This window comes from Sulfitobacter sp. S190, from assembly GCF_025141935.1.
Lineage (GTDB): Bacteria > Pseudomonadota > Alphaproteobacteria > Rhodobacterales > Rhodobacteraceae > Sulfitobacter.
This window is the reverse complement of record NZ_CP081120.1, coordinates 3,325,855-3,350,257: the sequence shown is the minus strand read 5'-3', so window position 1 is coordinate 3,350,257 and position 24,403 is coordinate 3,325,855. Positions and strand designations below refer to the sequence as shown.

Genomic DNA, 24,403 nt, shown 5'->3' with positions numbered 1-24,403 from the left:
AGGAAGGAGTTAAGATTCCCCTGCGCTTAGCGCGGATGGGGATTGGTGGACTTGTTATAGGGCTGCCAGTCCGTGATCTCCGGATAGTATTTGTCGCGCCACTGGCGCACACGCGGGTTCATGACACGCCGGTAGAGCGGTGGGACCATGGCGAGCATCGTCATCACCGGATAGCCAAACGGCAGCTGCGGCGCTTCGTCCGGACCATAGGTTTGCAGCACCGGAAAGCGGCGATCGGGTTTGTAGTGGTGATCCGAATGGCGCTGCAGGTTGATCAGCAGCCAGTTCGACGCCTTGTGCGCGGCATTCCAGCTGTGGCGTGGTTGAACGTGCTCGTATTTACCATCACCCAGATGTTTGCGGGTCAGGCCGTAATGTTCGATAAAGTTCACCAGCTCCAGCTGCCATATGGCAACGCCTGCCTGCACAAGGAAGAGCGCAAGGCCGGTGAACCCACCCAGCGCAATTGCTGCGATCGCAAACCCTGCCTGCAGCATCCAGTACATCCAGAATGGGTTGGAACGATCGGTCCAGGCCAGCTTCTTGCGCGCCAGCATGGCTTTCTCTGCGTTGAAGGCCGAATGCCAGCACTGTTTCAGCACGCGCGGATAGAACCGGAAAAAACTCTCGTTATATCGAGCGGTGACCGGATCGCGGGGTGTGGCGACATAGCGGTGATGGACCAGCAGATGCTCGGAACGGAAGTGCGAATACAACACCGTGGCCAGCAGGATATCGGCCATGCGTCGCTCGAGCTTGGATTTCTGGTGCATCAGCTCATGGCTATAATTGATGCCGACAGTGCCGGTGATGACACCCACACCAAAGAACACCCAGAATTTCTCCCAGCCGCTCAGATGCTCTGCCTGCGGGACGTACCACAGAAGCGACAGCAGCATCAGAACCTGCACCGGGGTCCATATGATGGTGATGGCGCGGTACCAGAACATATCGTCATCGGAGGCATCCAGATCCGCGTTTCCGGTATAGACGCCCAAGGCAGCGTCCAGTGCGGAGAAAAGATACCAGGTAGCAAGCGGTACCAGCACCAAAGTCCAGCCACCGTAGATTGCCGTCAGCCAGACAAGCGGCACCAGCCCCAGTGAAAGCCAGAAAGGAAGAGCACGGCTCAGTTTGCCCAGCTCGGTTGGCGTCACGGGGGCGGATGCGTCAGTCATAGTTACAGTCTCGTCGTTGGCTACGTCACAGCACCCTATCACCTCGGATACCATCTGTCATATGTGACGCATGGTCCTGCCGGACCAGATCGAACGCCTTGCGCATGACAGTGGGCAAATCCGTCGGACCAAATGCGTCACGCTCCATAAATCGGCCCTGCAACGGCTCCGCATCTGCAGGCAGCATCGCGGTCCAGACCTGCAGGACCAGGTGAAAATGCGTAAAGGTATGGCGGACTTCTCCTTCGACCCTTTGCCACTGTCCCGATGCGGGCGGAGGTGTTTGGGGAACGTCCTCGGATGTATCGACCCACACGCTTCCGGGCCAGCCCAGCATGCCGCCCAAGAGCCCCTTTTCGGGGCGTGTTTCCAGGAGCCATGCACCGTCATCGCGCTGCGCGACATAGACGACCCCATGCCGTACGGGTTTGGCCTTTTTCGGTGTCTTTCGGGGCAATTCGGCCATCGTACCGGCCGCCCGTGCGGTGCAGGGCGTGCGCCATGGGCAAATCCCGCAAGCGGGCGATTTCGGTGTGCAGATTGTCGCGCCCAGATCCATCACAGCCTGCGCATAATCACCGGGCCTGTCTTGGGGTGTCATAGCTTCGGCGTGGGCCATCAGTTCCGGCTTCGCCGCCGGCAGGGGGGTATGAACATCGTGCAGGCGCGCCATGACGCGTTCCACGTTGCCATCCAGAACGGCGTGGGGCAGATCAAAGGCGATAGATGAGACAGCCGCCGCAGTATAGGGGCCAATCCCCGGCAACTTCAAAAGGGCGGCGTGATCGGCGGGAAAAGTGCCGCCATGATCCTCCACAACGGCCCGTGCGCATTTCAGAAGATTGCGCGCTCGTGCGTAATACCCCAGACCTGCCCACTCTGCCATCACGGCTGCATCTTCGGCCGCGGCAAGATCACGCACAGTAGGCCAGCGCGTGATAAAGCGGACAAAATAATCCTTCACGGTCGCCACGGTGGTCTGCTGTAGCATGATTTCGCTCATCCAGACGGCGTAGGGATCGGGAAGGACACCTTGCTTGCGGGCCTCCGGCGATGTCCGCCATGGCATCTTGCGGGCATGGCGATCGTACCAGTCCAGCAAGATTACAGGCATGTTATCAATGTCACGCATTGTTGACGCGAATCCCTTTGTTTCGAGTGATGGTCCTTGGCAAGGCTTGCGCTATGGTCTGTCGCGTATCACATAGGTCATGATTCACACGAAAGGTAGCCATGCCACCCCGCCGCCGCGCCACGACCAAGGGATTTGCCCGCACAGGCAACCTGGTATCGTCAAAAATACGCAAAGCCACCGAGCAGCGCGGCTTTGCGCAGTCGCGGCTGCTGACCCATTGGCCCGAGGTGGTCGGCAAAGATGCCGCTGCGATCTCGAGACCTGTTGAAGTGAGCTATGGCAGGCAGGGCATGGGGGCGACGCTGACGCTGCTGACCACCGGGGCAAATGCGCCCATGCTCGAGATGCAGAAGGAAAATCTGCGTGCGCGCGTGAACGGTGTCTATGGCTACAATGCCATTGCACGCATTCGGATCACGCAGACCGCTGCAACCGGTTTTGCCGAAGGGCAAGTGTCATTCGAACACGCCCCCGAAAAAGGCACGCTGCCCCCCGATCCGCAGCTTGTGCGGCAAGCAGCCCACACCGCCGCGCCCGTGGCAGATGACGGATTGCGTGCTGCGCTGGAACGGTTGGGCACCAATATTTTGACAAAACAATCGCGCTGAGGCCGGACCGACCTTCGGCAAGCTGACATACAGACAGAGGAAAGAAGTTATGAACCGTAGAAACGTCCTGCTTGGTGGATTTGCCGTATTGGGTCTGGGTGGCTGGTACCTCACCAGCAATCGGTCCGCGACCACCTACCCCGATGCCGCCCTTCCCGGCGCTGCCAATGCGCAAACGAGCGATGAGCAGATCGATACCTCCGGCATCGCCGACATGGTTGCAGGCAATCCCGACGCCACGGTCGAGATTATTGAATACGCATCCTACACATGCCCCCACTGCGCGTCGTTCCATGCAGGTCCGTTCAAGCAGTTGAAGGCCGACTATATCGATACCGGAAAGATCAAATTCGTCTACCGCGAGGTTTTCTTTGACCGGTTCGGGCTCTGGGCCTCGCTGGTGGCACGGTGTGGCGGACCCGAAAAATTCTTTGGCATCACCGATCTTCTTTACCAGAACCAGGAAACATGGTCCCGCGCCGGGGAGCCCGCCGCGATCGTCGAGGAGCTGCGCCGGATAGGCCGGCTCGCCGGGCTGGACACCGAAACCCTCGAGGCGTGTCTGCAGGACGGTGAGCGCGCGCAACAGATGGTTGCGTGGTATCAGCAGAACGCCGAGGCCGACGGTATCGAGTCCACGCCGACGTTCATGATCAACGGTGAAAGATATTCCAACATGGCCTACAGCGATATGAAGGCCATCATCGACGAAGCGCTGGGCGCCTGATGTCTGCCCCTCTTGAGGGTCTCAAGGTCATTGAACTGGCTCGTGTGCTGGCGGGGCCCTGGGCGGGCCAGACGCTCTCCGATCTGGGCGCCGAGGTCATCAAGGTTGAAAGCCCCGCTGGCGATGACACGCGCCAGTGGGGACCCCCGTTTATCGACAAGGACGGCGATCGGTCGGCGTCCTATTTCCATTCGACGAACCGTGGCAAGGCGTCGGTCACAGTCGACCTGAAAACCGAACGCGGCCGCGAAAAGCTGCACGCGCTGCTGGCAGATGCAGATATCCTGATCGAGAATTTCAAGACCGGCGGTCTGGCGAAATACGGGATGGACTACGACAGCCTACATTCGAAATATCCACGACTGATTTACTGCTCGATCACCGGCTTCGGGCAGGACGGGCCTTACGCTCACAGAGCAGGCTACGATTTTATCATCCAAGGCATGTCCGGCCTGATGTCGATCACCGGAGAGCCGGACCGGCAGCCGCAAAAGCACGGAATGGCAATCACCGATATCTTTACCGGCGTCTATGCAACGACCGCCATTCTGGCCGCCGTGCACCAGCGTCAATCCACTGGCAGAGGGCAACATATCGATATGTCCCTGCTCGATTGCGCAGTGGCAATCACCGGCAATCAGGCGATGAATTACCTGACCACCGGCAACCCGCCGGGGCGCATGGGCAACGCGCATCCAAACCTGACCCCTTACGAGGTCTTTGATTGTGCTGACGGGCATCTCATCATCGCGACCGGCAACGACGGGCAATACCAGCGGCTGTGCAATCTGCTGGGCCTTGATGGCATGGCCAATGATCCCGACTTTGCCAGCAATGCCGATCGGGTGGCCAATAGACCTGCGATGATGGCGGCGCTCAACGCGGCCACTGCGACGCGTACCCGCGATGACCTGCTTACCGCGTGCGAAGCGCACAACGTCCCCGCTGGACCGATCAACGCAATGGACGATGTTTTCGACGATCCTCACGTCAAGGCCCGCGGGATGCAGATCGAACTCGACGGTATTCCGGGGATCCGTTCGCCCTTCCGGTTTTCGGATGCAACACTCGCGCTGCATCGCGCGTCTCCTGCACTCGGAGAAGACGACTAGAGCGCAGAGCCTGTCCTTGTGATCCGCTCAAGGGCCTTTTGCAGTGGCGCAAAATCCTTGAACTGCAGCCGTACCGGCAATGTGATGACCTTGGACCTGAATGACGCAGGCAGGCGCACGGCATCCTTTTCGGTGGTGACCAATTGGGCACCGCGGGCTTTTGCATCCGCTTCAAGTCGACCCAGAAGCGCGGCAGTCAGCGTTTGATGATCCTCAAGAGGTTCGGCATGCACCAGCGTCGCGCCCAGCCTGCGCAGCGTGGCGAAAAACTTCTCCGGGTGCCCGATCCCGGCAAAAGCCAGTAGCGGCGTATCGGTCCAGTCCATTCCCGTCTGCAAAGGTTCCAGCGCGGCGCGAACATGCGGCAAAGCGGGCGGCAACGGTGTGACATTGAACGCCATCTGCGCCGCCGCATCTCCGATGGAAACGATCATATCGGCGCGCGCCAAGCCGACTTCGACCGGTTCGCGCAACGGGCCCGCGGGGATACACAGGCCGTTGCCAAAGCCTTTTTGCGCATCAACGACAACAATGCTCAGATCATAGGCCAGCGCGGGGTTCTGAAACCCGTCATCGAGAACGATAACATCCGCACCGGCCTCTTCTGCGGCCTGTGCACCCGCAGCCCGGTCTTTTGCGACCCATACGTCTGCGAAAGCCGACAGCAGCAGCGGTTCATCGCCAACCTGCGTTGCCGTATGTTGCGCAGGATTGACCTGAACCGGCCCCTGAATCGACCCGCCGTATCCGCGCGAGACGACGTGCGGTGTCAGATACATATCGCGCAATGCCTCTAGAATCGCGATGACCGTCGGCGTTTTTCCGGTACCGCCCGCGTTTATGTTCCCGACGCAAATCACCGGAATGCCCAAGCGTTGCGGCTTGCCTTTTGCCAATCTGCGGGCGGTCGCCGCGGCATAAAGCGCACCGAGCGGCCGGAGGAGCTGCGCCCGCAGATCGGGGCGGGGTTTGTGCCAGAACTCTGGCGCGCGTCTCATGTCAGGCCCATTTGCACATCGAGCGCATCCTGAGCGAGATCGATAATCCTGTCCGTCAGGGCGGCGCCCTGGCTGACCACATCCCAACCGGCATGCGCCATCAAGGCCGCCTGATCCGGTGCAACCAAGCGCGATATCGCGTTGCCGAGCGCAACACCGTCGTTGATGATGCGCGCAGCCCCAGCCGAGGCAAGCCGCGAATACGATTGCAAATGGCGTCCCACCTTCGGCCCATAGAGGACGGCAGACCCGAGCGCCGCAGCCTCTAACGGATCGCACGCGCCGGGAGCTTTCGTCAGGGACGTGCCAAGGAATGAAACCGGGGCCAGCCGGTAGAAAAGACCGATATCCTCTGCGTCGTCGGTCAACAGTATCTGGGTGGATTCGTCAGGGTATTCGCCGTCCGCCCAGCTGAGCACGCGGAAATCCTGAACGCGGGCATGATCGGCGGCGGCCTGCGCTGTCAGATCCCCCGCGGGGCGCAGCAGCAAAAGCAGCCTGTGCGACAGACGCAGCGCGTGACGGTGCGCTGCCAAAACGGTCGAAAGCTCCTGTTCCTGCACCGCATTCGCGAACCAGACTGCCCGCCCGACCAACGCCTGCGAAAGCTCTGCCTCATCGGTTTCGTTGCAGCTCAATGCCTGTCCGCCGGCGAGTAGGGGGGTCGTCACGTCGATGTCCTTGCGCGGCAAGCCCAGTTGGGTCAGCCGCCGCGCGCCTTCGGCGTTGCGGGTCATAACGGTCGAAAACAGCGGCAGCAGCGATTTGGAGACATCGGGCAGCCACCTGTCGCGCCGCCCGTCAAAGCCCTTGGCATCGGCGTCGATCAGGAACATCGGTTTGCCACTGTCGGCCATCGCCAGCAGCAGGTTGGGATGCAGATCGCCCCAGAACCAAAAACAGGTATCGGGCTGCCAATACTCAAAAAACTTCTGCACACTTTCCGGATGATCGTCGGGAATGAGACCGAAATGCAGGCCTTCGCGTGTGGGGGTGTTTGGTGGGGGCGGCACAGTCAGCGTGATAAGCACATGCGTGCCGGGGCGGGCATTGATCAGTCGCAACGCCAGGTCCTGTGCCGCGATGAGTGTTTCGCGATTGGCGATGTGCAGCCAGACCAGTTCGCCGCGTGGCGGATGCGCATCGGGCGCGGCATAGGCCGGCTCCCCCCGGCGTGCCAGCGCGCGATACGCGGTCAGTCCAAGCGATGACGCCATCCGCCCCGCACCTGTCAGCTGAGTTCTTCGGTCGAGGAAGCGGGCTGTTCCTCATCCCGCAAACGGTGCAGATGGGCGATGAAATACCGCATATGCGCGTTGTCTACAGTGCGCTGTGCTTCGTTCTTCCACGCATCATAAGCCGTCGCGTAATCGGGAAAAATGCCGACGATGTGCAAATCGTCCACATCCTTGAAAACCGTATTGGAGGGGTTTACCAGTTCGCCGCCAAAAACCAGATGCAAACGTTGTGTCATGGGTCAGTTCCTTTGTTGCCGACGCGTCATTGCCCGCAAAGGGGCAATGGGGTCAAGCGGACCCTAGACCTTTGCCAGCTTTTCCACCAGCGCAGCGTGACAACCCGCACCCCCGGCCACCACGCCGTTCAAACGCGGATCGGGATTGTTGAACACCAGCGGTTTGCCGATACGGTCGCTGATCTTGCCGCCCGCTTCGGCCACGATCAATGCACCGGCTGCGATATCCCACTCCCAACTCGGGCGCAGGGTAAGCATGCCGTCAAACCGTCCGTTCCCCACAAGCCCCAGCCGGTAGGCAAGCGACGGGCGGTACGCTCTGGCGAAGTCAGGGACCACGCCGCTTTGCCAAAGCGACGGATCCAGAACAGGCTTGGCCGCAAGCACGGTACAATCCGCCAGCAGGGCCACCTGTGATGCGGTGATCGGTTCGCCATTCAGTTGCGCGCCCGCGCCGCGCGCCGCGGTAAACATCATGTTGCGCCGCGGAAGATAGACAACGGCGGCCGTCACTTGCCCGTGTTCGGCCACGGCAAGCGCATGCGCCCACGTATTTGCCCCTTCCGTAAAGCTGCGGGTACCGTCGATGGGATCGATGATGAACACGCGCTCCTGGTCCAGCCGCACATCGCTGTCTTCTGTTTCCTCCGACAGCCAGCCATAATCCGGGCGCGCCAGCAAAAGCGTCGATTGCAGCATGTCGTTCACGGCCAGATCGGCTTCGGTCACGGGGCCTGCATCGCCGGGTTTGTCCCAGCGCCGGGCCGTTTTCCCGACAAAGCTGGTGGCAATGCGACCGGCCAGTGCCGCCGCGTCCATCAAAAGCGGAAGATCAGTTGCCGGCAAGGGTCATTCCCGCAACCAGAAGAGACGGCACAACCCGACCTACATGCGGCCGTGCATCATTTGCTGGCACGATCGCCCGCAACATGTCGCGCAGATTTCCCGCGATCGTACATTCATTGACCGCATGCGTTATCTCGCCATTCTCGATCCACAAACCGGCCGCTCCGCGGGAGTAGTCGCCTGTGTTCGGATTGATCGTCGATCCGATCATCGACGTCACCAACAATCCGGTGCCCATGTCCCGGATCAGGTCGTCGCGGCTGGCGGTACCTTGGGTCAAGGCGACATTCCAGCTGCTGGGAGACGGTCCATTGCCCGCGCCGCGCGCGGCATTTCCGGTCGATTGCATCCCCAATTGCCGCGCGGTTGCCAGATCGAGCGTCCAGCCCTGCAGAACACCATCCTCTACAATGCTGCGACGGGCCGTCGGCAATCCTTCGGCATCGAAAGGACGGCTACCACCAACGCGGGGGCGGTGTGGATCTTCGACAAGGGACAGGCCGTCGGGCAGAACGGCTGTATCCAGCGCGTCGCGCAAGAACGATGACCCGCGCGTGATGGCCGATCCGTTCACGGCCGACAACAAATGCCCGATCAGGCTGGAGGCAACGCGTTCATCGTAAAGCACCGGAAAACTGCCGGTTGGCGGTTTGCGTGCGTCAAGGCGGGCAATCGTACGCTCTGCGGCACGTGTGCCGATATCCTCGGGGCTGCGCAAATCGCTTTGGAATATCCGGCTGTCGCCATCATAATCGCGCTCCATGGATACGCCCGAGCCCGCGATCGCGACACAGCTGAGCCCCCTGTCCGTGCGCCTGTAGCCACCGGAAAACCCGTTTGATGCGGCCAGATGAACGTCGCGCGCGCCGTATCCTGCGGATGCGGATTGAACCTGCGTGATGCCGTCTACGTCCAGCGCCGCTGCCTCGGCCCGTGCCGCGTCATCGTGCAGCGCGGCGGGGCTCGGCTCTTCTGCCGGATCGCTCAACTCAAGCGCCTGAGCGTTCCACTCCACCGCCAACTGGTCCGGATCTGCGAGACCGGCATAGGGGTTTTCAGGGGCCTCACGCGCCATCGCGACCGCACGCTGCGCCATTTCCCCGATCGTTCTTTGCGAGGTGTCCGATGCCGAAACCACAGCGACCCTTTGTCCAACAAATACGCGCAGGCCGATATCGGTGGCCTCTTCACGCTGCGCTTCTTCCAAGGCGCCTGCGCGGACATCGACCGACAAGGATGTCCCGCGAACGGCCATTGCATCCGCGGCATCGGCACCGGCGTCTTTGGCTGCTTTCAACAGATCGGCGTTCAGCGCGTCGAGGGGCTGGTTCATGGGGTTCTCCGGTTGGGGTCGGCCAAGAGGTAGCGGCGCGGCCCCATCGCTGCAAGGGACAGCACCGCAAAAAGGGCGGCCCGTGTAGGACCGCCCTTGCATACGGTCACTAGGACCGGTGCAGCAGTGCCATCAGCGGATGCGCTGGCCGTTGGCCAGAATTTGGCCGTCGTCGGTGAACTCGATTTTAGAGCTGAGCGTATCCGGTGCATCGCCAGGCACCGCGAAAAGGCCCATCATCATGCGCGCGCCCATCGCCATATCCTGCGGCACGAAACCCATCCCAACCAACGTGTCCAACAACCCGTTGCCACCCTCGAGCGCCAGATTGATCTCGCCCGAAGGCTCTGGCAGGCCGGGCGCGATCATTTTCGACGGATCGTCAAACGTCAGCGCGCCCTGACCTTCCAGCCTTGCGCCGACCGCGTCGACCTTCAATTGCTCGATGTTGAGCGATCGCAATTCACCGGGCGTGGCGCCGCTCAGCGCCAATTGCTCGGCATCCTCGGGGTTCATCAGGTCGAACAAAAGCCGCGCCTTGCCCGTCAAATCCAATGCAATTGTCGCGGGGTCGCGGGGCAGTTTGGCTTCGGGATCGAACAGCGACCAGATGATATCGGACATGGAGAAATCGGTCACATTGAACCCGACCGCGAAATTCTGCGGCTCCTCGCGCTTCTCCAGCGGCATACGCAGGTTCAGGCCGTTCTTCGCCATCTCCAGAAAGACCGGGAAGGGAATACCGGCAAGCTGGGCGCCGATCTGCACGTCCTTTTGCTCCAATCCGTAGGACGCGCCATCGGGACCAACCGCGATCGCAAGTGACCCGTTGGCGGTCTCGGTCTTGATCTTGCTGGTGCCCTGCGCATTCAGCACCTCGATTTCGGCAACTGAGTTTGTGCTGTTGAAGGTGCCGTCGGTCGCAAATCCGTTTGCCATGAAGGCATTTGTCGCTGCGGTGTCGACAGGTTGGTCCGGCACCGTGCTGGTGGAGGCCATGGTGATCGGCCCGGCCGTGCCGTTGATCGTCATCGTTTCGGGAACATCGGCAGTTTCGGTGTCTGTGATGAACAAGCTGTACTGCACAGTGTCGATCTGCATCGTCTGGTCGTAGGTGCGCATGTCACCCTGGCTGGCGACGGTCCGCGAATTGACGCCTTCTGCGACCATGCTGGCCCGGACCATGTCATCAGTAATGGGATCAGCACCGACAACAAGCTCTGCAAGCGCCATCTCGAGGCGGCTCGCGGAATAGTCGTATTCCATCGTCTCGGGGTCACCGCTCACGATGATGGCTTGATCGGCCTGCATCAGGTCTATCGCAAACGATACCGGATCATCGTCCGGCGCGCCGGAAGGCGGGACAATTTCGCCCCGTACCGTCATCTGCGGCGGCATCGTGACGCGCACTGTCCCGTCGTCACGCGCCGCGAGCGTCATGCTGCCCACAGACATCGTAACCGATGCGGTCTCTTCCGACCCTTCGAACCGCAAGACGATATCGTCGAGAGATAGGGTATCCCCATCGGAACTCCGCTCCGCTTCAACGACATAGCCAAAACTCTCGAGACCGGTTTTCCAGTTGTTCCAGACCTGTTGCGTTGTCACGTCTGCCGAAAGCGGTGTCGCGATGGCAAGGCTCAAAGCCGTGGCGCTGACGATGGGGCGGGTCCGAAACATGGAATGATCCTTTGAATGACGAGATGGCAAGGGTCGGCCAATTGGCTGGCAGGGTCAAGGGCGCGCACTGGTCCTTTGGGGCCCGACGCATTAGGTCTGGCAGCAGAGGCACCAACAGCAAGGGAACAGCGACATGGATATGACCGGCAAGACAGTGATCATCACCGGGGCAAGCCGCGGAATAGGCGCCGCCGCCGCACGCACCTTTGCCGACGCGGGCGCGAATGTGGCGTTGCTGGCCCGTTCTCAGGACAGCATCGCTGAACTCGCCGGTGAAATCGGCAGCCAGGCCATCGCGATCCCGTGCAACGTCGCCCGGTTCATGGAAGTATCGTCTGCCGTTGAAACCACTGTACAGGCGTTCGGTGGGCTCGACGTTCTGATCAACAACGCAGGGGTCATCGATCCGATCGGTGCCATGGTCGAGCAGGATCCAGATGCGTGGGGTCAACTGATCGACATCAACGTCAAGGGCGTCTTCAACGGCATTCGCGCCGCGGCGCCTGCGCTGCGAGCGGGCGGCGGCGGGTCTGTCCTGACAATAAGCTCGGGTGCTGCGCATAACGCGATCGAGGGTTGGAGCGCCTATTGCGCGTCCAAGGCCGCCGTTAACATGATGAACCGCTCCCTGCACCTCGAGGAAGCAGCGAACGGCATCCGCGCGATTGGCCTGTCGCCCGGGACAGTCGCTACTGAAATGCAACGTACGATCAAGGCGTCGGGCATCAATGCCGTCAGCAAGCTGGACTGGGAAGACCACATCCCTGCCGATTGGCCCGCACGGTGTCTGTTGTGGATGTGCGGTCCGGAAGCCGACCGGTTCTGCGGTGAAGAAATCTCACTGCGCGACGAAGATATCCGCCGCGCGGTCGGTCTTGTATGATTGACTTGCAAGAGGAAGGCGGCATTTGGACCGTCACACTGAACCGGCCGGACAAGGCAAACGCGCTCACCGAACCGATGCTCGTTGAACTGTGCGACGTGATGCAGCGTGCAACCGAAGCCCGCGCGGTGATCCTGACAGGGCAGGGCAAGGTATTCAGTGCCGGTGCCGATCTTGAGGCCGCGCGCGCAGGGCTTGCGACCTCGCCACTGTGGGAGCAACTGTCGGCAACGATTGCGGGGCTGCCGGGACTGACGGTTGCGGCGCTCAACGGGACGTTGGCAGGCGGTGCGACGGGCATGGCACTGGCGTGCGATCTGCGGCTTGCCGTACCGACGGCCAAGTTTTTCTATCCGGTGATGAAGCTGGGATTTCTGCCGCAACCGAGTGATCCGCGCCGCATGGCGCAATTGGTCGGACCGTCCCGGACCAAGATGATCCTGATGGGCGGCCAGAAAGTAACCGCTGAGGATGCTTTGGCGTGGGGGCTCGTGGATCGCATCGTGGCCGCGAATGACTTGCTGGATGTGGCGCATGAAATCTGCGCTGATACCGTCGCCGCGTCCCGTGACATCGCGCACGCGATCAAGGGCTTGTGCAACGTGTAAAGGGCGGGTTCAGCGTTTGCGCATTCCGCCCGGCACCTTTGACCGGAAAGACGCAGGCCGTTTGCCGACCCACTGCGCGAATTTCGCAAGTCGCGGATGCGCGCGCAGCGCTTCTGGTGTGTTGTAGTCGCGCGCAAGTTCGGCCTCGGTCAGGCTGGCATGCACCTCGCGGTGGCAGATGTGATGCATGAGCACGGTCGGACCGCCCTTACCGCCTTTCAGCTTGGGAATGAGGTGATGCAGGCTTTGGGGCACGTCGGGGGGGATCGGCCTGCCACACAACGGGCAGATCGGGTCCGGGGTCAGTTCATCGAGCGTGCGGGGCATCGGAACACTTGATCCTTTCAGGCTTGGCAGGCAAGAGGGTGGCACGTATCGCCCCACTGACAAGAGCGGACACCATGGATTTCGGTCTTTCGCAATATCCACCCATCGTGCAGCAAGCCGCAGACTACGGCTTGCAGGGGTATGAGCTTGCCTTGACATGGTTGCTGAGCCCGGCGGCCTGGTCGCAATTTGCCTTGCTGGTCGTGGCCTATCTGCTGGCGGTTCTGATCGCCCGCCGATTGCGTCCCGCCCTTTCGCGCCTGATCGACCCGGGTGATGCGCAGAACATGTTTGCCGCGCCCCGCCGTTTCGTGCTGCGCTTCTTGCCGCTTATCCTGCCGTTGCTTGCCTATGCGTTGACGGGCATCGGTGAGCAGGTCGTCAGATCCATGTTCGACAGCGGGTCGGTTATCGCGTTCGGCAAACGTGTGTTCCTGTTTCTCGCGGTCCGCGCATTGGTCCGCGACATTCTGACAGACCCGTTTTTGCGCACCTTGGGGCGGGTCATCCTTCTGCCGATTGCGGCGCTCTATGCTCTGGGCCTTCTGGATACGGTCAACACCATCCTGACAGAGACGATTGTCGGGGTGGGTAATATCCAGTTTTCCCTGATCAGCATCGTGCGCGGGGTAATTGCGGGGGCGATCCTGTTCTGGCTGGGCCAATGGTCAAATACCCAAACGGCCACGATCATCGCCAAGCAGGAGGCAATGCGGCCCTCGATCCGGCAACTGCTGCTCAAAACCGTGGAATTCACCATTTTCGGTGTCGCGTTCATCCTGTTGATGAACATCATGGGGATCAATCTCGGTGCGCTTGCCGTTCTGGGCGGGGCGATCGGTGTCGGTCTGGGCTTCGGGCTACAGAAGATCGCTTCGAATTTCATCTCCGGTGTGATTTTGCTTGTCGAAGGGCAGGCGACTGTTGGCGACTACGTCGAACTTGACGGCGGCGAAGCGGGCACGATCGTCAAGATGATGGCCCGCGCGGCCATTCTGGAAACATACGACGGACGCTGGATCGTGGTGCCAAACGAGGATTTCATCACCACCCGCGTGGTGAATTATTCTGACAGCGGGTCGGCCAACCGGTATGAGGCGCCTTTCTCCGTCAGCTACGATACCGACATCAACAAGGTGCCGGCGATCATCGAAGCCGCCGTCGCGGCCCATCCCGAAGTGCTTGACCTGCCGTATCCACCCGATTGCGAATTGCGCGGTTTTGGCGACAGTGGCATCGACTTCGCGGTCGAATTCTGGGTGAACGGCATCGATGACGGGCCGAATAAATATACGTCCGATGTATTGTTCCTCATCTGGAACGCTCTGCGCGACCACAATATCGAAATTCCGTTCCCGCAGCGCGTTGTGGAACTCAAAGGCGGCCTGCCCGGAACACAGAGCGCGTGAGCACTGCCGCCGTCATCGGCAGCGGTCCCGCCGGGCTCATGGCAGCCGAGCGTCTGGCGCAGGCAGGCGTTTCGGTCACGATCTTCGAAGCCAAACCTTCCGTTGGCCGAAAGTTTCTCATGGCTGGAAAATCGGGTCTCAATCTGACCAAGGTCGAAGAACACGCCCGGTTCGAGGCCGCCTATACCGAGGCGCTAGCGCCCATGCAGCGGATGCTGGACGCGTTTGGCGCGCAAGAGGTGCAGGAGTGGGCGGCCGGTCTGGACGAGCCGCTGTTTACCGGCTCGACGGGCCGTGTCTTTCCGACCGCCATGAAGGCGTCACCTTTGCTGCGCAAATGGCTTTCCCGGCTTCGCGATCTTGGGGTGACGGTTCGTACGCGAATGCGTTGGATCGGCTGGCAGGACGGAGCGCTTTTATTCGCAACACCCGATGGCACAGAGGTTTTCCGCCCGGATGCAACAGTGCTGGCGCTTGGTGGTGCAAGCTGGTCCCGGTTGGGATCGGATGGCGCGTGGGCACCGCTTTTGGCCCAGCGGGGTGTCGAGGTTGCTGCATTCGCGCCCGCAAACGCGGCGCTGCGGGTGGACTGGTCCGACCATATGGCACGGTTCATGGGTGGCCCGGTCAAGGCGATAGCCCTGCGCTGCGGGCCATACCGCTCGCGTGGCGAGGTAGTCGTGTCACAACGCGGACTCGAGGGTGGCGGCGTCTATAGCGTCTCGCGCGGCGTGCGGGAGGGGCATGAGTTGACCATCGACCTCGCCCCCGACGTGGCACTGCAAAAGCTTGTGGAAAGGCTGGACAACCGGCGCGGCAAGACAAGCCTGAACAATCATCTGCGCAAGGCGGGCCGTCTGGATCCCGTCAAGATCGCACTGCTGCGCGATATGCAGCACCCGCTGCCAGACGATTCGAATGCGCTGGCGCAGATGATCAAGGGGCTTGTCATACGCCACGAGGGTCTGCGCCCGATGGACGAAGCGATCAGCACCGCCGGTGGTGTCCGCTGGTCGAGTGTGGACGAAGACCTGCGGTTGCATGCGATCCCGAATACATGGGTCGCGGGCGAAATGCTCGACTGGGAAGCGCCGACAGGCGGCTATCTCATTACGGGATGCATGGCGACCGGCGCTTGGGCCGGACAGGCCGCGGCGCGCGCCTTGGCCTAGGCGCTCCGCGCGCGCACCGCCTTGAACGCGGGCCGGTCCCGCAAGCGTGACGCCCATTTGGCCAGACGCTCGTCGACTTCGGGGAACTTTGCGCCGATGGCCCAATTCAGACAGTGCACTGCCAACAGATCAGGCACGCTGATCTCCTCTCCCATCAGGAACGGCCCCTCCAGCCTTTCGGAAAGTGTCATCGCGGCCTGTGCAAATTCGGCTTTCAGGCTGTCCTTGATCTGAGGCACACGACGGTCTTCGGGAAAAACAAAGCTGTGTTTCGCAGCCGCCCAGAGAATGGCGTCGAACTCGTCGATCAACCAGAACAGCATCGCATCCTGACGGGCGCGGTCGGGGGTGCCCGCAGGCGCGGTCAGGCGCCCGTGTTTGTCGGCAAGGTATTGCATGATCGCAACCGAATCCGTCAACACATGCGCGCCGTCGACCAACGCGGGTATCTTGCCCGATGGATTGTACTGCTTTGCCTCATCCGAACGGGGCGCAGCGGGGATGACCTCATAGGGCTGGCCCAGTTCCTCGAGCATCCACATCACGCGAAACGCGCGGGTCTTGGCAGTGCCGATCACTTGATACATCGGGGGAATCCTTTTGCGGTTAGCTGGCGCCGAACATGGCAAGCCGGATGAAGGTGCGTTCGATGATGGCCAGCGCCGGGGCGGTCTGACCCGCCGAGCGCAATTGCAGGTCGGTATCGGTCAACATGCCCAAGGCCGCTTCGAGCTTGTGCGTGCCCCAATCACGCGATTGACGCATCATGCGGTCGCGGTCGCGAAAGCCATAGATCGGCGCGCCGGGATTACACGCTGCCCGATGAAGCGCGCGGAAATGGCGCATGGCCTGAATGGACAATGTGACTGCGTTGACGCCCTGGCTCTGCAATCGACGCATCATCGGACCAATAGCGGTGGCCCGTTTCTCGGCCACGATATTCAGGATATCGTCCACTGCCGCCTCCACCGACGCAGGCGCGCAGGCTGAGATATCATCCAGCCCAAGCGGCGTTTGCGGATCGCTCAATTTGTAGAGTGACAGCTTTTCCAGCGTCTGGCGGAAGTCACCGGGCGCCAGCGCACGGGCAAGATCTTCGAGCGCGCCCATGACCGGCCCTTCGGCCTGCAGGCCCGCTTCCGTCAGAAGCCGCTCGATCTCGGCGCGGTCGGGTGGATCATCGAAAAGCCCGAGCGCATAGGCATCGCGGTGCGCCTCGAATGCCTTGAGCAGTTTGGAGGTCTTTTTCAGATCGCCTGCGGTGACGATGATTTGCGCGTCACCCGGTTGCCAGTCGCTCAATGTATCGACGATTGTCTTTGCTACCAGCTCATTCGCGCCCTCGACAAAGGCCGCACGCGGGCCGGGGAAAAAGCCCACCGCCTTGATCGCATCCATCAGGAGGGCAGGCTCGCGGCGCAGGTCACCCGCAGGGATACGGGTCAGGCGCATCTCCTCTTCGGCACCGGCGCCCAGAAGGGCACGCAGATATTCCTGCCGCTTGATGGCGACGCGCATCGCATCCGCGCCGTAAATCAGCAGGCCCAGTTTGTCGTGCGGCGGTTTGGCGATGATGCCACTGGCGTCGCGTCGCGTCAGTTTCATGCAGGCAAATCGGCCGCGAGCAACCGCGCAAAAATCTGATCGCCCAAAATCGTCATCAGACGTTCCATGGCATCGCGTTCGGCGGCAAGGGTGGCAACGGTCGTGCCGGTGGCCGAAAACGCCGTGAAGTTTTCGACCATGCCGGATGTAACGACCGTACCGCTCACGACATCGCGCAGCACATAATCGGCCTGTCCGCGCAGCCCGAACCTGTTGATGTCATCGTCCTCGGCCACATCCAGACCTGATCTCTGTGTCTTGATCTGCAAATCCAGCGCATAGCGTTGCGCGTTGGCCCGCCCCAGACGTGTCTCAAGATGCCGCGTAAGCAGATAGCCTTCTTGGGTCGAGGGTTCCTGCACCAACACGGCCGCGCGCAGGGCGGCACCGGTGCCGCCCGGGGCATAGGCCGGTGCAAAACCGCAGCCCGCAATGACCAGCGGCAGACCAAGCATCAAGAGACGACGGTTAAGCAACGACATTCACGATCCGACCGGGCACGACGATGACCTTTTTGGGGGTTCTGCCGTCAAGGATACGGATCACAGCCTCATGGGCAAGTGCGGCTTTTTCGATGTCATCCTTGGACATATCCGCCGGCACCTGAATTTCGGCCCGGCGTTTGCCGTTTACCTGAATGGGAAGCGTGACCGTGTCGTCGACCAGCATAGTTTCGTCCGCCACCGGCCACGGGGCCTTTGCTATCAGACCCTCGCCGCCCTGATGCGCCCAGATATCCTCGGACAGATGCGGGGTCATCGGGGCCATCAGCTGTGCAAGTGTCATAATGGCTTCGCGCTGCGCGGCCTTGGGCGCTTTCGATTTCTGCAACACGGCCGTGAAGCCGTAAAGCTTCGCAATCGCAGCATTGAACCCAAACGATTCCACGCCCATCGTGACGTCGTGGATGGTTTTATGCATGGCGCGCAGGAGGTCCTCACCACCCTCGCCCGCAGCATCGTCGTCCATTTGAGCAATCCGGTCGCAGATGTTCCAGACGCGCGACAGGTGCTTGTACGCAGCCTCGGCACCCGATGCCGTCCATTCCACATCCCGCTCGGGGGGCGAATCGCTCAACACGAACCACCGTGCGGTATCCGCCCCGTAAGACGATATGATATGCAGCGGATCGACGACGTTGTTCTTGGACTTCGACATCTTTGCAGACGGCACCACTTCGACTTCGGCACCGCCATCTTTCAGATACGCCTTGCCATCCCGCAGTTCGATCTCTTCGGGATAGTGATAGGTGGGGCGCCCGCCCGCTTGGGGCGTCTGGTAAATCGCGTGCGTCACCATGCCTTGCGTGAATAGCGCATCGAACGGTTCGGATGCCGATTTGGGCAGATGCCCCGTGATCTGCATGGCCCGCGCAAAGAACCGTGAATAGAGCAGATGCAGGATCGCGTGTTCGATGCCGCCGATATACTGGTCGACGTTCATCCAGTATTCTGCGTCTTCCATCACCGTCGGTGTCTCGGCGCGCGGGGCCGTAAACCGTGCGAAATACCACGACGAATCCACAAAGGTGTCCATCGTGTCCGTCTCGCGCAGCGCGTCCTTTCCGCAGGCAGGGCAGGACGTCTTGCGCCAGCTGTCATGGCGATCCAACGGATTGCCCGGAATGTCAAAGCTCACATCATCCGGCAATTCGATGGGCAGGTTTTCTTTCTTCTCGGGCACCGTACCGCAGGCATCGCAATGCACCACGGGGATAGGACAGCCCCAATAGCGTTGCCGGGACAGGCCCCAATCCCGCAGCCGGTATTTCGTGACACCCTGACCGACGCCCTGCTTTTCGCAGAAATCCACCGCGGCATCGATCGCCTCGAGCCCCGTTTGCCATGCCTCGCCCGCAAAGCCACGGTTGTAGAAAACCTTTTCCGTTTTCGCGGGCACAAATGCTTCCGTCAGCACCTCGTCCGCATCTTCGGACGGCAGATAGGTCGAAATGATCGGAAGATCGTATTTGGTTGCAAACTCAAAATCCCGCTGGTCATGCGCGGGGCAGCCGAAAATCGCACCCGTGCCATAATCCATCAGGATAAAGTTCGCGATATAAACCGGCAACTCATGCGCCGTGTCAAAAGGATGGCGCACGCGGATGCCGGTATCGAAACCGAGCTTCTCGCCCGTCTCGATCGCTTCTTCGGTGGTGCCGCCCTTGCGGCATTCGGCAACAAACGCGGCCACCTCTTCGTTGTCACGCTCCAGCAGCTTGGCAAGCGGGTGATCGGGCGAAATGCCGACAAACGACGCGCCCAAAAGCGTATCGGGGCGTGTGGTGTACACTTCGATCCGGTCATGACCTTCGGGCCCGTCCACGGTCGAGAACGCAAACTGCAGACCGCGGGATTTGCCGATCCAGTTTTCCTGCATCAAGCGGACCTTTGCAGGCCAGTTCTCAAGCGTGTCCAGCGCGCTCAGCAGTTCTTCGGAATAATCGGAGATCTTGAAGAACCACTGCGTCAGCTCACGCCGCTCGACCAGCGCACCCGAACGCCAGCCGCGCCCCGCCTCGACCTGTTCGTTGGCCAGCACGGTCATGTCGACCGGATCCCAGTTGACGACGGCGTTCTTGCGGTAGATCAGCCCGGCTTCGAGAAAATCGAGGAACAGGGATTGCTGCTGGCCGTAATATTCCGGATCGCAGGTCGCAAATTCACGGCTCCAGTCGATCGACAGGCCCAACGGCTTCATCTGGGCGCGCATGTCGGCGATGTTTGCATAGGTCCAGTCTTTGGGGTGTCCGCCCGATGCCATGGCGGCATTCTCGGCGGGCATGCCAAATGCGTCCCAGCCCATCGGATGCAATACATTGAACCCCTGCGCCATCTTGTAGCGCGCGATGACATCGCCCATCGTGTAGTTGCGCACGTGCCCCATGTGGATGCGCCCCGAAGGATAGGGGAACATCTCAAGCACATAGTATTTCGGCTTGTCGGCGGCGCGGACAGCTTTGAAGATGTCGTCCTTTTCCCAGGCAGCCTGCCAGCGGGTTTCGATTTCGGATGGGGTATAGCGCGTCATGCGAAAGACCTTTTTACGCGGAAACGCCGAGCGTGATTTTCACAAGGCCCGGCGTCTGAGAGAGGTGAGTGTCGGTTGAGTGGTGTCAGAGCCGCCCGTCGGCGACCCGCAGTTGGCGCGCGCGGGAAAGAATTGCGTCCTCGACGGCGCGGGTGGTTGCACGGTCGACTGCGCCGCCGTTGCGGGCCTGCAGGGCAACATTGAGCGAACGCGCATCAAGGGCGGGATCATTGATCAGGACCGTCGCGCGGTAGGCGCGGCCGCTGCCGGGCGGTGTACCGTACCCCGTCACGATAACGCCGGTGAAAGGATCGACGGACTGGATCGGCAGGAAATCAAGAACTTGCAGCGAGGCGTTCCAGATGTAGCGGTTCACCTGAACTTCGGTGTCGTTGTTGCTGCGGCGGAAGGCATCGAAGATCGATGTGCCTTCGGTCACGTCGCGTTCCCGCGAGGTGCCTCCGGTATCAAGTGGATCGAACGCATCGGTGGTTTTTTCCTGATCGCAGGCCGCAAGGGCCATAAGGGCGCCGGCCGCAATCATGGCTGTTATTTTACGCGTGACGGTCATTTCGTTGTTCCACCCTGATGCCTTGCTGCAAAGTGCTACCCAACTTGGCCCCGTGGTTCAAGAGATCGTCGCGCTCTTAATTGCTTGGCCTTATACAGAACCCGACAATCGCTGCGAAAAACGGGTGTGGCAAAGCTGCACCATGAATTCCCAAATGAAGTGACCGCGTTTGGTGGTGCTTGAGGTGGCAGGGCAAATGGTCGAAACAGCATTCATCTCCTTACCGGATTCCCCGGTTTGGGCGTAAGAAATGAAACTGAGGGAAAAACGATGAAAAAGATTCTCTTCGCTTCGACAGCTCTGGTTGCAACAGCCGGCGTCGCAGCAGCAGACGTATCCTTTGGCGGCTTCGGTCGCTTTGGTGTGTTCTATCTTGAAAACGACGGTGGCGACGGCTCCGTAGACGAAGCACGCGTTGAGCAGCGTTTCCGTCTGACCGTAACCGGTCAAACTGAAACAGACGGTGGCGTAGGCTTCGAAGGCCGTATCCGTTTCCAAACAGACGACCAAGCCAACGGCCAGTCGAACGTTGCTAACAACTCCGCAGCTGGTTTCGCTGTGACATACGGCGGTCTGCGTGTTGACGTTGGCCACGTGTCCGACGTGATCGACTCCGGCGATGTTGTGAACTACTACGGTTCCGGCGTTGGTCTGACATCGTCCATCGAACAGTCGACAGGCCACGGTCTGCCAGCTTCCGGTTTCGGCACAGGCGACAGCCCAGTTGATCCAACAATCAAGCTGCGTTACGAAATCAACAGCTTCACATTCTCCGCATCGGTTACCGATGACACGAGCGTTGAAGGTACAAACGAAGGCGACAACAGCGAATACCAAGTTGGTTTCGGCTACGCATTCGGCAACTACAAAGCGGGTATCGCGTTCGGTAACACCGAAGGCTTCACCGCAACTGTTGACAACCCAGCGACACCAGACGTCGACGAATCCGGTCTGTTTGACGAAGACTACGTCGCAGCATCGTTCTCCGGTGACCTGGGCGCGTTCGGCTTCTCCATCCTGGTAACAGATGTGGACGCAGACGGTTGGGACACTTCCTACGGTGTGTCGGCAACATACGACATCTCCGCTGCAACAACTCTGGTTGGCGTTTACTCCAACTCGGGTAACCCTGCTCTGGAAGACGAAGATGCATACGGCATCGGCGTTAACCACTCGCTGGGTGGTGGCGTTACTCTGAAAGCCGGCATCGGCGAAGTTCAGGGCAACACACTGGCGGACATGGGTGTTGTCTTCAACTTCTAAGTTGATCGACATACCTGTCTAAAAGAGGGGCGGCATCGCAAGATGTCGCCTCTTTTCTTTTGGCATCGAAGTGTGGTTAGTCGGCACAAGGATCACCAGCGCCGGAGCCCCCCTATGTCCCTGACCGAAATCTCCAGCAAAATCGCCGCGGCCGAAAAAGCTGCGGGCCGTCCCGCGGGCAGTGTGACATTGATCGCCGTCAGCAAGGTCCAGCCCAACGCACGCGTCGAAGCGGTTCTAGAAGCAGGCCACCGCGTTTTCGGAGAAAACAAGGTTCAGGAAGCCGCAGGAAAATGGCCCAATTTCCGTGAAACCTATGACGGGATCGACCTGCACCTGATCGGGCCGCTGCAATCCAACAAGGTCCGGCAGGCGATACAGTTGTGCGACGCGATCCATACCCTCGACCGGCCCAAGCTGGCCAAAGCCATTGCGCGTATTGCGGACGAAGAGGGCCGGTGCCCCAAGCTGTTCATCCAGATCAATACCGGCGAGGAAGAGCAGAAGGCGGGGGTTTTCCCAGCCGACGCCGATGCGTTTATCGCCGAATGCCACGGGCTTGGCCTGCAGATTGAAGGGTTGATGTGCATCCCGCCCGTTGACGAAGAGCCTTCCCTGCACTTCGCGCTTCTCGCAAAAATCGCAGCGCGCAATGACCTGCAGGGATTGTCCATGGGGATGAGCGCTGATTTTGAAAAAGCGATCGCTCTGGGCGCCACCCACGTGCGGGTCGGGTCGGCCATCTTCGGGGAACGGGTCGCGTCCTAGGGTACGATTAATCGCGTCGACAGTCGGATGCGCGGCGCGATGCGGTGCAGATCCCTACGCGAAAAGGCGACGCACCCTTCGGTTGGAAATCCGGGGCGGCGGTGCTGATGCAGGAAAATCGCTGATCCCCGTCCACGAACTGCGTAGGGCCAATTCCAGTCAGTGAGAATAATCAGATCATAGAGCGGATCGGCCCGCCTCAGCTTTTCGTGGCTGTGTGGATAGGGCGCGCGCACCATCATGTTATAGCCTGCATCTGACGGATCATCCGACCACAGATCGCCCGGCCTGATGGGAAGAGCCCAAGGCGCAGGCCGCTTAATACGGTCAGGTCGGTACAGCATCCCGACAATGCGGTGGACCCCGCGCGGCGTTGCGCCGTCGCCCTCGCATTTGGAGGACGTAATGCCACCACGACCAACCGTGCACGGATACATCTGCCCCATGAACCGCACACCCTTTGGCGTCAGAACCATGTCGTAAGGCATCACAGCAGATGGCCTGATTTCTTTGCCTTCGTGGCAAGATATGCGGCGTTGTGGCGGTTCTCTCCAACCGCGAGCGCCACCCGCTCTGCGACCTCGATGCCACTTGTGCGCATCATCTCGACCTTGCGCGGGTTGTTGGTCAGCAGCCTGACGGCGCTGAACCCCATCGATTTCAGGATATCGGAACCCAGCCGGAAATCGCGCTCGTCGTCTTCAAAACCGAGCCGGTGATTGGCCTCGACGGTGTCGAACCCCTGGTCCTGCAGGGAATAGGCCCGCATTTTATTGGTCAGACCGATGCCGCGGCCCTCTTGGTTGAGGTAAAGCAGCACCCCGTGGCCTTCATGGCCCATTTGCGCCAGCGCCGCGCGCAGCTGTGGGCCGCAATCGCATTTCAGGCTGCCCATCAGATCACCGGTGAAGCAGGCCGAATGAAGCCGGCACAGGACAGGCTGCGACCGGTCGGGCCGCCCGATCTCGATCGCGTAATGCTCTTCGCCGCCATCTTCGGGTCGGAAGATGTGCAACCGTCCCGCCTCGGATACCTCCATTGGCAAACGCGCCTGAACCACAGGGTGCAGCGGGCTGCGGTTTTGCAGATGTCCTGCGGCAGTTTCCAGATCGATCCAGGTCAACCGGTTGTTTTCGGCAAATCCGGGGCCGTCCTCGATCAGCAGCACGACAGCAGCAGGCAATAGGCGGGACGATTTGCACAGATCAAGCGCAACGCGGTGTGCCGCGCAATCGCTTTCGCGCTCGGTTGCCAGCGGGCCTTTCATCGGGTTGCGTAGATCATCGGCCGGATCGGCGATGCTTTGCACCCACGCCAGTGTTGCGTCCGGCGGCAGTATGACGCGGGCCAGATCGCCATCGTAGGCGCGTGCTTTCAGCGTCTCGGCGCGGCGACCCGTGATCGCAAGGCTGGGTGTGCCGCCCAGTGCCAGCAGGTCGCGCAGCCGCTGTGCATCCAGCGTTTCGGTGGCCAGAACGACGGCATCGCCGATCACAACCGCCACACCCATGCGTAAATCCGCGCGAGCCCGGGCGATGGTCTCTATGGTGTCGGGGGCGAAGGTCATAGGCAATGTGTTACAGTTTTCGGTACGGATTGACACACAGTTAGGTCAGTTTCAGGCGAATTGAAACATTTGAGCGGTCTGACGACACGTCGGTGTGAGGTGCCTTGTT

At 60.7% G+C, this 24,403-nt stretch carries 25 protein-coding genes; 9 read left to right on the top strand and 16 right to left on the bottom strand.

The annotated features are described in order from the left end of the window. Positions 1 to 26: 26 nt before the first annotated feature. Together K3756_RS16630 and mutY are read right to left on the bottom strand one after the other, a co-directional pair. Positions 27 to 1,178 carry an alkane 1-monooxygenase gene (locus K3756_RS16630; protein ID WP_259989331.1) on the bottom strand — a complete coding sequence of 384 codons (1,152 nt, stop codon included), beginning with the start codon at positions 1,176 to 1,178 and terminating at the stop codon, positions 27 to 29. Between the two features lie 25 nt (positions 1,179 to 1,203). Continuing rightward, a complete protein-coding gene (gene mutY / locus K3756_RS16625; protein WP_259989329.1) occupies positions 1,204 to 2,310 on the bottom strand; it encodes an A/G-specific adenine glycosylase in 1,107 nt (368 codons plus the stop codon). Positions 2,311 to 2,411: 101 nt separating this feature from the next. Here mutY and K3756_RS16620 point away from each other — a divergent pair, with 101 nt between their 5' ends. The 3 genes from K3756_RS16620 to K3756_RS16610 are packed head-to-tail and all read left to right on the top strand — an operon-like array spanning position 2,412 to position 4,760. Next, positions 2,412 to 2,921 (top strand): DUF721 domain-containing protein, encoded by a 510-nt coding sequence (locus K3756_RS16620; protein ID WP_259989328.1) that lies wholly within the window; start codon positions 2,412 to 2,414, stop codon positions 2,919 to 2,921. 49 nt (positions 2,922 to 2,970) lie between these two features. Then, positions 2,971 to 3,648: a DsbA family protein gene (locus K3756_RS16615; protein WP_259989327.1), complete on the top strand. Its 678-nt coding sequence runs from the start codon at positions 2,971 to 2,973 to the stop codon at positions 3,646 to 3,648. Further along, positions 3,648 to 4,760: a CaiB/BaiF CoA-transferase family protein gene (locus K3756_RS16610; RefSeq protein WP_259989326.1), complete on the top strand. Its 1,113-nt coding sequence runs from the start codon at positions 3,648 to 3,650 to the stop codon at positions 4,758 to 4,760. Before K3756_RS16615 ends, K3756_RS16610 begins: the two co-directional genes overlap by 1 nt. Here the strand turns inward: K3756_RS16610 and lpxK are convergent. From lpxK to K3756_RS16580, 6 genes are all read right to left on the bottom strand, one after another. Continuing rightward, positions 4,757 to 5,758 carry a tetraacyldisaccharide 4'-kinase gene (gene lpxK / locus K3756_RS16605; RefSeq protein ID WP_259989325.1) on the bottom strand — a complete coding sequence of 334 codons (1,002 nt, stop codon included), beginning with the start codon at positions 5,756 to 5,758 and terminating at the stop codon, positions 4,757 to 4,759. The two genes, K3756_RS16610 and lpxK, sit on opposite strands and share 4 nt — an antisense overlap. Next, positions 5,755 to 6,975, bottom strand: coding sequence for a 3-deoxy-D-manno-octulosonic acid transferase (locus tag K3756_RS16600; protein ID WP_259989324.1), 1,221 nt, complete (start codon positions 6,973 to 6,975; stop codon positions 5,755 to 5,757). The genes lpxK and K3756_RS16600 overlap by 4 nt, the downstream gene beginning before the upstream one ends. 14 nt (positions 6,976 to 6,989) lie before the next feature. Further along, on the bottom strand, positions 6,990 to 7,232 hold the full coding sequence (locus K3756_RS16595) for a DUF4170 domain-containing protein (protein ID WP_259989322.1): 243 nt from the start codon (positions 7,230 to 7,232) through the stop codon (positions 6,990 to 6,992). A gap of 63 nt (positions 7,233 to 7,295) precedes the next feature. After that, positions 7,296 to 8,078, bottom strand: coding sequence for a 3'(2'),5'-bisphosphate nucleotidase CysQ (locus K3756_RS16590; protein WP_259989321.1), 783 nt, complete (start codon positions 8,076 to 8,078; stop codon positions 7,296 to 7,298). Beyond that, positions 8,065 to 9,411: a TldD/PmbA family protein gene (locus tag K3756_RS16585; protein WP_259989320.1), complete on the bottom strand. Its 1,347-nt coding sequence runs from the start codon at positions 9,409 to 9,411 to the stop codon at positions 8,065 to 8,067. The genes K3756_RS16590 and K3756_RS16585 overlap by 14 nt, the downstream gene beginning before the upstream one ends. A 132-nt stretch (positions 9,412 to 9,543) precedes the next feature. Continuing rightward, positions 9,544 to 11,091 (bottom strand): DUF2125 domain-containing protein, encoded by a 1,548-nt coding sequence (locus tag K3756_RS16580; protein ID WP_259989319.1) that lies wholly within the window; start codon positions 11,089 to 11,091, stop codon positions 9,544 to 9,546. A 133-nt stretch (positions 11,092 to 11,224) separates the two neighbouring features. Between K3756_RS16580 and K3756_RS16575 the strand changes: the two genes are divergently transcribed. Next, complete coding sequence (locus K3756_RS16575; RefSeq protein ID WP_259989317.1) at positions 11,225 to 11,974, top strand: SDR family oxidoreductase; 750 nt, start codon at positions 11,225 to 11,227, stop codon at positions 11,972 to 11,974. After that, on the top strand, positions 11,971 to 12,582 hold the full coding sequence (locus K3756_RS16570; RefSeq protein ID WP_259989315.1) for an enoyl-CoA hydratase/isomerase family protein: 612 nt from the start codon (positions 11,971 to 11,973) through the stop codon (positions 12,580 to 12,582). The genes K3756_RS16575 and K3756_RS16570 overlap by 4 nt, the downstream gene beginning before the upstream one ends. 9 nt (positions 12,583 to 12,591) lie before the next feature. Here K3756_RS16570 and K3756_RS16565 read toward each other — a convergent pair whose 3' ends face one another. After that, on the bottom strand, positions 12,592 to 12,909 hold the full coding sequence (locus K3756_RS16565) for an HNH endonuclease (RefSeq protein ID WP_259989313.1): 318 nt from the start codon (positions 12,907 to 12,909) through the stop codon (positions 12,592 to 12,594). Positions 12,910 to 12,983: 74 nt separating this feature from the next. On the opposite strand from K3756_RS16565, the gene K3756_RS16560 reads away from it, so the two are divergent. Together K3756_RS16560 and K3756_RS16555 are read left to right on the top strand one after the other, a co-directional pair. Continuing rightward, entirely contained in the window at positions 12,984 to 14,318 is a 1,335-nt protein-coding gene (locus K3756_RS16560; RefSeq protein ID WP_259989312.1) for a mechanosensitive ion channel family protein, read from the top strand. Next, on the top strand, positions 14,315 to 15,490 hold the full coding sequence (locus tag K3756_RS16555; protein WP_259989311.1) for a TIGR03862 family flavoprotein: 1,176 nt from the start codon (positions 14,315 to 14,317) through the stop codon (positions 15,488 to 15,490). Before K3756_RS16560 ends, K3756_RS16555 begins: the two co-directional genes overlap by 4 nt. On the opposite strand, the gene K3756_RS16550 is transcribed toward K3756_RS16555, so the two are convergent. The 5 genes from K3756_RS16550 to K3756_RS16530 all read right to left on the bottom strand — a co-directional run bounded on the left by K3756_RS16550 (position 15,487) and on the right by K3756_RS16530 (position 20,696). Then, positions 15,487 to 16,077 (bottom strand): glutathione S-transferase family protein, encoded by a 591-nt coding sequence (locus tag K3756_RS16550; RefSeq protein ID WP_259989310.1) that lies wholly within the window; start codon positions 16,075 to 16,077, stop codon positions 15,487 to 15,489. The two genes, K3756_RS16555 and K3756_RS16550, sit on opposite strands and share 4 nt — an antisense overlap. Before the next feature lie 19 nt (positions 16,078 to 16,096). Beyond that, positions 16,097 to 17,095, bottom strand: coding sequence for a DNA polymerase III subunit delta (locus tag K3756_RS16545; protein ID WP_259989308.1), 999 nt, complete (start codon positions 17,093 to 17,095; stop codon positions 16,097 to 16,099). Further along, the gene (lptE, locus tag K3756_RS16540; protein ID WP_259989306.1) at positions 17,092 to 17,577 is read right to left on the bottom strand and encodes an LPS assembly lipoprotein LptE; all 486 of its coding nucleotides are present in this window, start codon (positions 17,575 to 17,577) and stop codon (positions 17,092 to 17,094) included. The genes K3756_RS16545 and lptE overlap by 4 nt, the downstream gene beginning before the upstream one ends. Further along, positions 17,564 to 20,125: a leucine--tRNA ligase gene (leuS, locus tag K3756_RS16535; RefSeq protein WP_259989304.1), complete on the bottom strand. Its 2,562-nt coding sequence runs from the start codon at positions 20,123 to 20,125 to the stop codon at positions 17,564 to 17,566. The genes lptE and leuS overlap by 14 nt, the downstream gene beginning before the upstream one ends. 85 nt (positions 20,126 to 20,210) lie before the next feature. Then, positions 20,211 to 20,696, bottom strand: a complete 486-nt coding sequence (locus K3756_RS16530; protein ID WP_259989302.1) for a DUF3576 domain-containing protein — start codon at positions 20,694 to 20,696, stop codon at positions 20,211 to 20,213. Positions 20,697 to 20,966: 270 nt separating this feature from the next. On the opposite strand from K3756_RS16530, the gene K3756_RS16525 reads away from it, so the two are divergent. Both K3756_RS16525 and K3756_RS16520 read left to right on the top strand, forming a co-directional pair. Further along, positions 20,967 to 21,959 (top strand): porin, encoded by a 993-nt coding sequence (locus tag K3756_RS16525; RefSeq protein WP_259989300.1) that lies wholly within the window; start codon positions 20,967 to 20,969, stop codon positions 21,957 to 21,959. 114 nt (positions 21,960 to 22,073) lie between these two features. Beyond that, positions 22,074 to 22,727, top strand: a complete 654-nt coding sequence (locus tag K3756_RS16520) for a YggS family pyridoxal phosphate-dependent enzyme (RefSeq protein WP_259989299.1) — start codon at positions 22,074 to 22,076, stop codon at positions 22,725 to 22,727. Here the strand turns inward: K3756_RS16520 and K3756_RS16515 are convergent. Together K3756_RS16515 and ribA are read right to left on the bottom strand one after the other, a co-directional pair. Then, the gene (locus K3756_RS16515) at positions 22,724 to 23,218 is read right to left on the bottom strand and encodes a L,D-transpeptidase (protein WP_259989296.1); all 495 of its coding nucleotides are present in this window, start codon (positions 23,216 to 23,218) and stop codon (positions 22,724 to 22,726) included. The two genes, K3756_RS16520 and K3756_RS16515, sit on opposite strands and share 4 nt — an antisense overlap. Continuing rightward, positions 23,215 to 24,294, bottom strand: coding sequence for a GTP cyclohydrolase II (gene ribA / locus K3756_RS16510; protein WP_259989294.1), 1,080 nt, complete (start codon positions 24,292 to 24,294; stop codon positions 23,215 to 23,217). The genes K3756_RS16515 and ribA overlap by 4 nt, the downstream gene beginning before the upstream one ends. Between the last annotated feature and the right edge of the window lie 109 nt (positions 24,295 to 24,403).

Coding starts and splice junctions, on each gene's coding strand:
- K3756_RS16630 (WP_259989331.1), bottom strand. CDS start 1,178: ATGACTGACGCATCCGCCCCCGTGACGCCAACCGAGCTGGGCAAACTG.
- mutY (WP_259989329.1), bottom strand. CDS start 2,310: ATGCGTGACATTGATAACATGCCTGTAATCTTGCTGGACTGGTACGAT.
- K3756_RS16620 (WP_259989328.1), top strand. CDS start 2,412: ATGCCACCCCGCCGCCGCGCCACGACCAAGGGATTTGCCCGCACAGGC.
- K3756_RS16615 (WP_259989327.1), top strand. CDS start 2,971: ATGAACCGTAGAAACGTCCTGCTTGGTGGATTTGCCGTATTGGGTCTG.
- K3756_RS16610 (WP_259989326.1), top strand. CDS start 3,648: ATGTCTGCCCCTCTTGAGGGTCTCAAGGTCATTGAACTGGCTCGTGTG.
- lpxK (WP_259989325.1), bottom strand. CDS start 5,758: ATGAGACGCGCGCCAGAGTTCTGGCACAAACCCCGCCCCGATCTGCGG.
- K3756_RS16600 (WP_259989324.1), bottom strand. CDS start 6,975: ATGGCGTCATCGCTTGGACTGACCGCGTATCGCGCGCTGGCACGCCGG.
- K3756_RS16595 (WP_259989322.1), bottom strand. CDS start 7,232: ATGACACAACGTTTGCATCTGGTTTTTGGCGGCGAACTGGTAAACCCC.
- K3756_RS16585 (WP_259989320.1), bottom strand. CDS start 9,411: ATGAACCAGCCCCTCGACGCGCTGAACGCCGATCTGTTGAAAGCAGCC.
- K3756_RS16580 (WP_259989319.1), bottom strand. CDS start 11,091: ATGTTTCGGACCCGCCCCATCGTCAGCGCCACGGCTTTGAGCCTTGCC.
- K3756_RS16575 (WP_259989317.1), top strand. CDS start 11,225: ATGGATATGACCGGCAAGACAGTGATCATCACCGGGGCAAGCCGCGGA.
- K3756_RS16570 (WP_259989315.1), top strand. CDS start 11,971: ATGATTGACTTGCAAGAGGAAGGCGGCATTTGGACCGTCACACTGAAC.
- K3756_RS16565 (WP_259989313.1), bottom strand. CDS start 12,909: ATGCCCCGCACGCTCGATGAACTGACCCCGGACCCGATCTGCCCGTTG.
- K3756_RS16560 (WP_259989312.1), top strand. CDS start 12,984: ATGGATTTCGGTCTTTCGCAATATCCACCCATCGTGCAGCAAGCCGCA.
- K3756_RS16550 (WP_259989310.1), bottom strand. CDS start 16,077: ATGTATCAAGTGATCGGCACTGCCAAGACCCGCGCGTTTCGCGTGATG.
- K3756_RS16545 (WP_259989308.1), bottom strand. CDS start 17,095: ATGAAACTGACGCGACGCGACGCCAGTGGCATCATCGCCAAACCGCCG.
- lptE (WP_259989306.1), bottom strand. CDS start 17,577: ATGTCGTTGCTTAACCGTCGTCTCTTGATGCTTGGTCTGCCGCTGGTC.
- leuS (WP_259989304.1), bottom strand. CDS start 20,125: ATGACGCGCTATACCCCATCCGAAATCGAAACCCGCTGGCAGGCTGCC.
- K3756_RS16530 (WP_259989302.1), bottom strand. CDS start 20,696: ATGACCGTCACGCGTAAAATAACAGCCATGATTGCGGCCGGCGCCCTT.
- K3756_RS16525 (WP_259989300.1), top strand. CDS start 20,967: ATGAAAAAGATTCTCTTCGCTTCGACAGCTCTGGTTGCAACAGCCGGC.
- K3756_RS16520 (WP_259989299.1), top strand. CDS start 22,074: ATGTCCCTGACCGAAATCTCCAGCAAAATCGCCGCGGCCGAAAAAGCT.
- ribA (WP_259989294.1), bottom strand. CDS start 24,294: ATGACCTTCGCCCCCGACACCATAGAGACCATCGCCCGGGCTCGCGCG.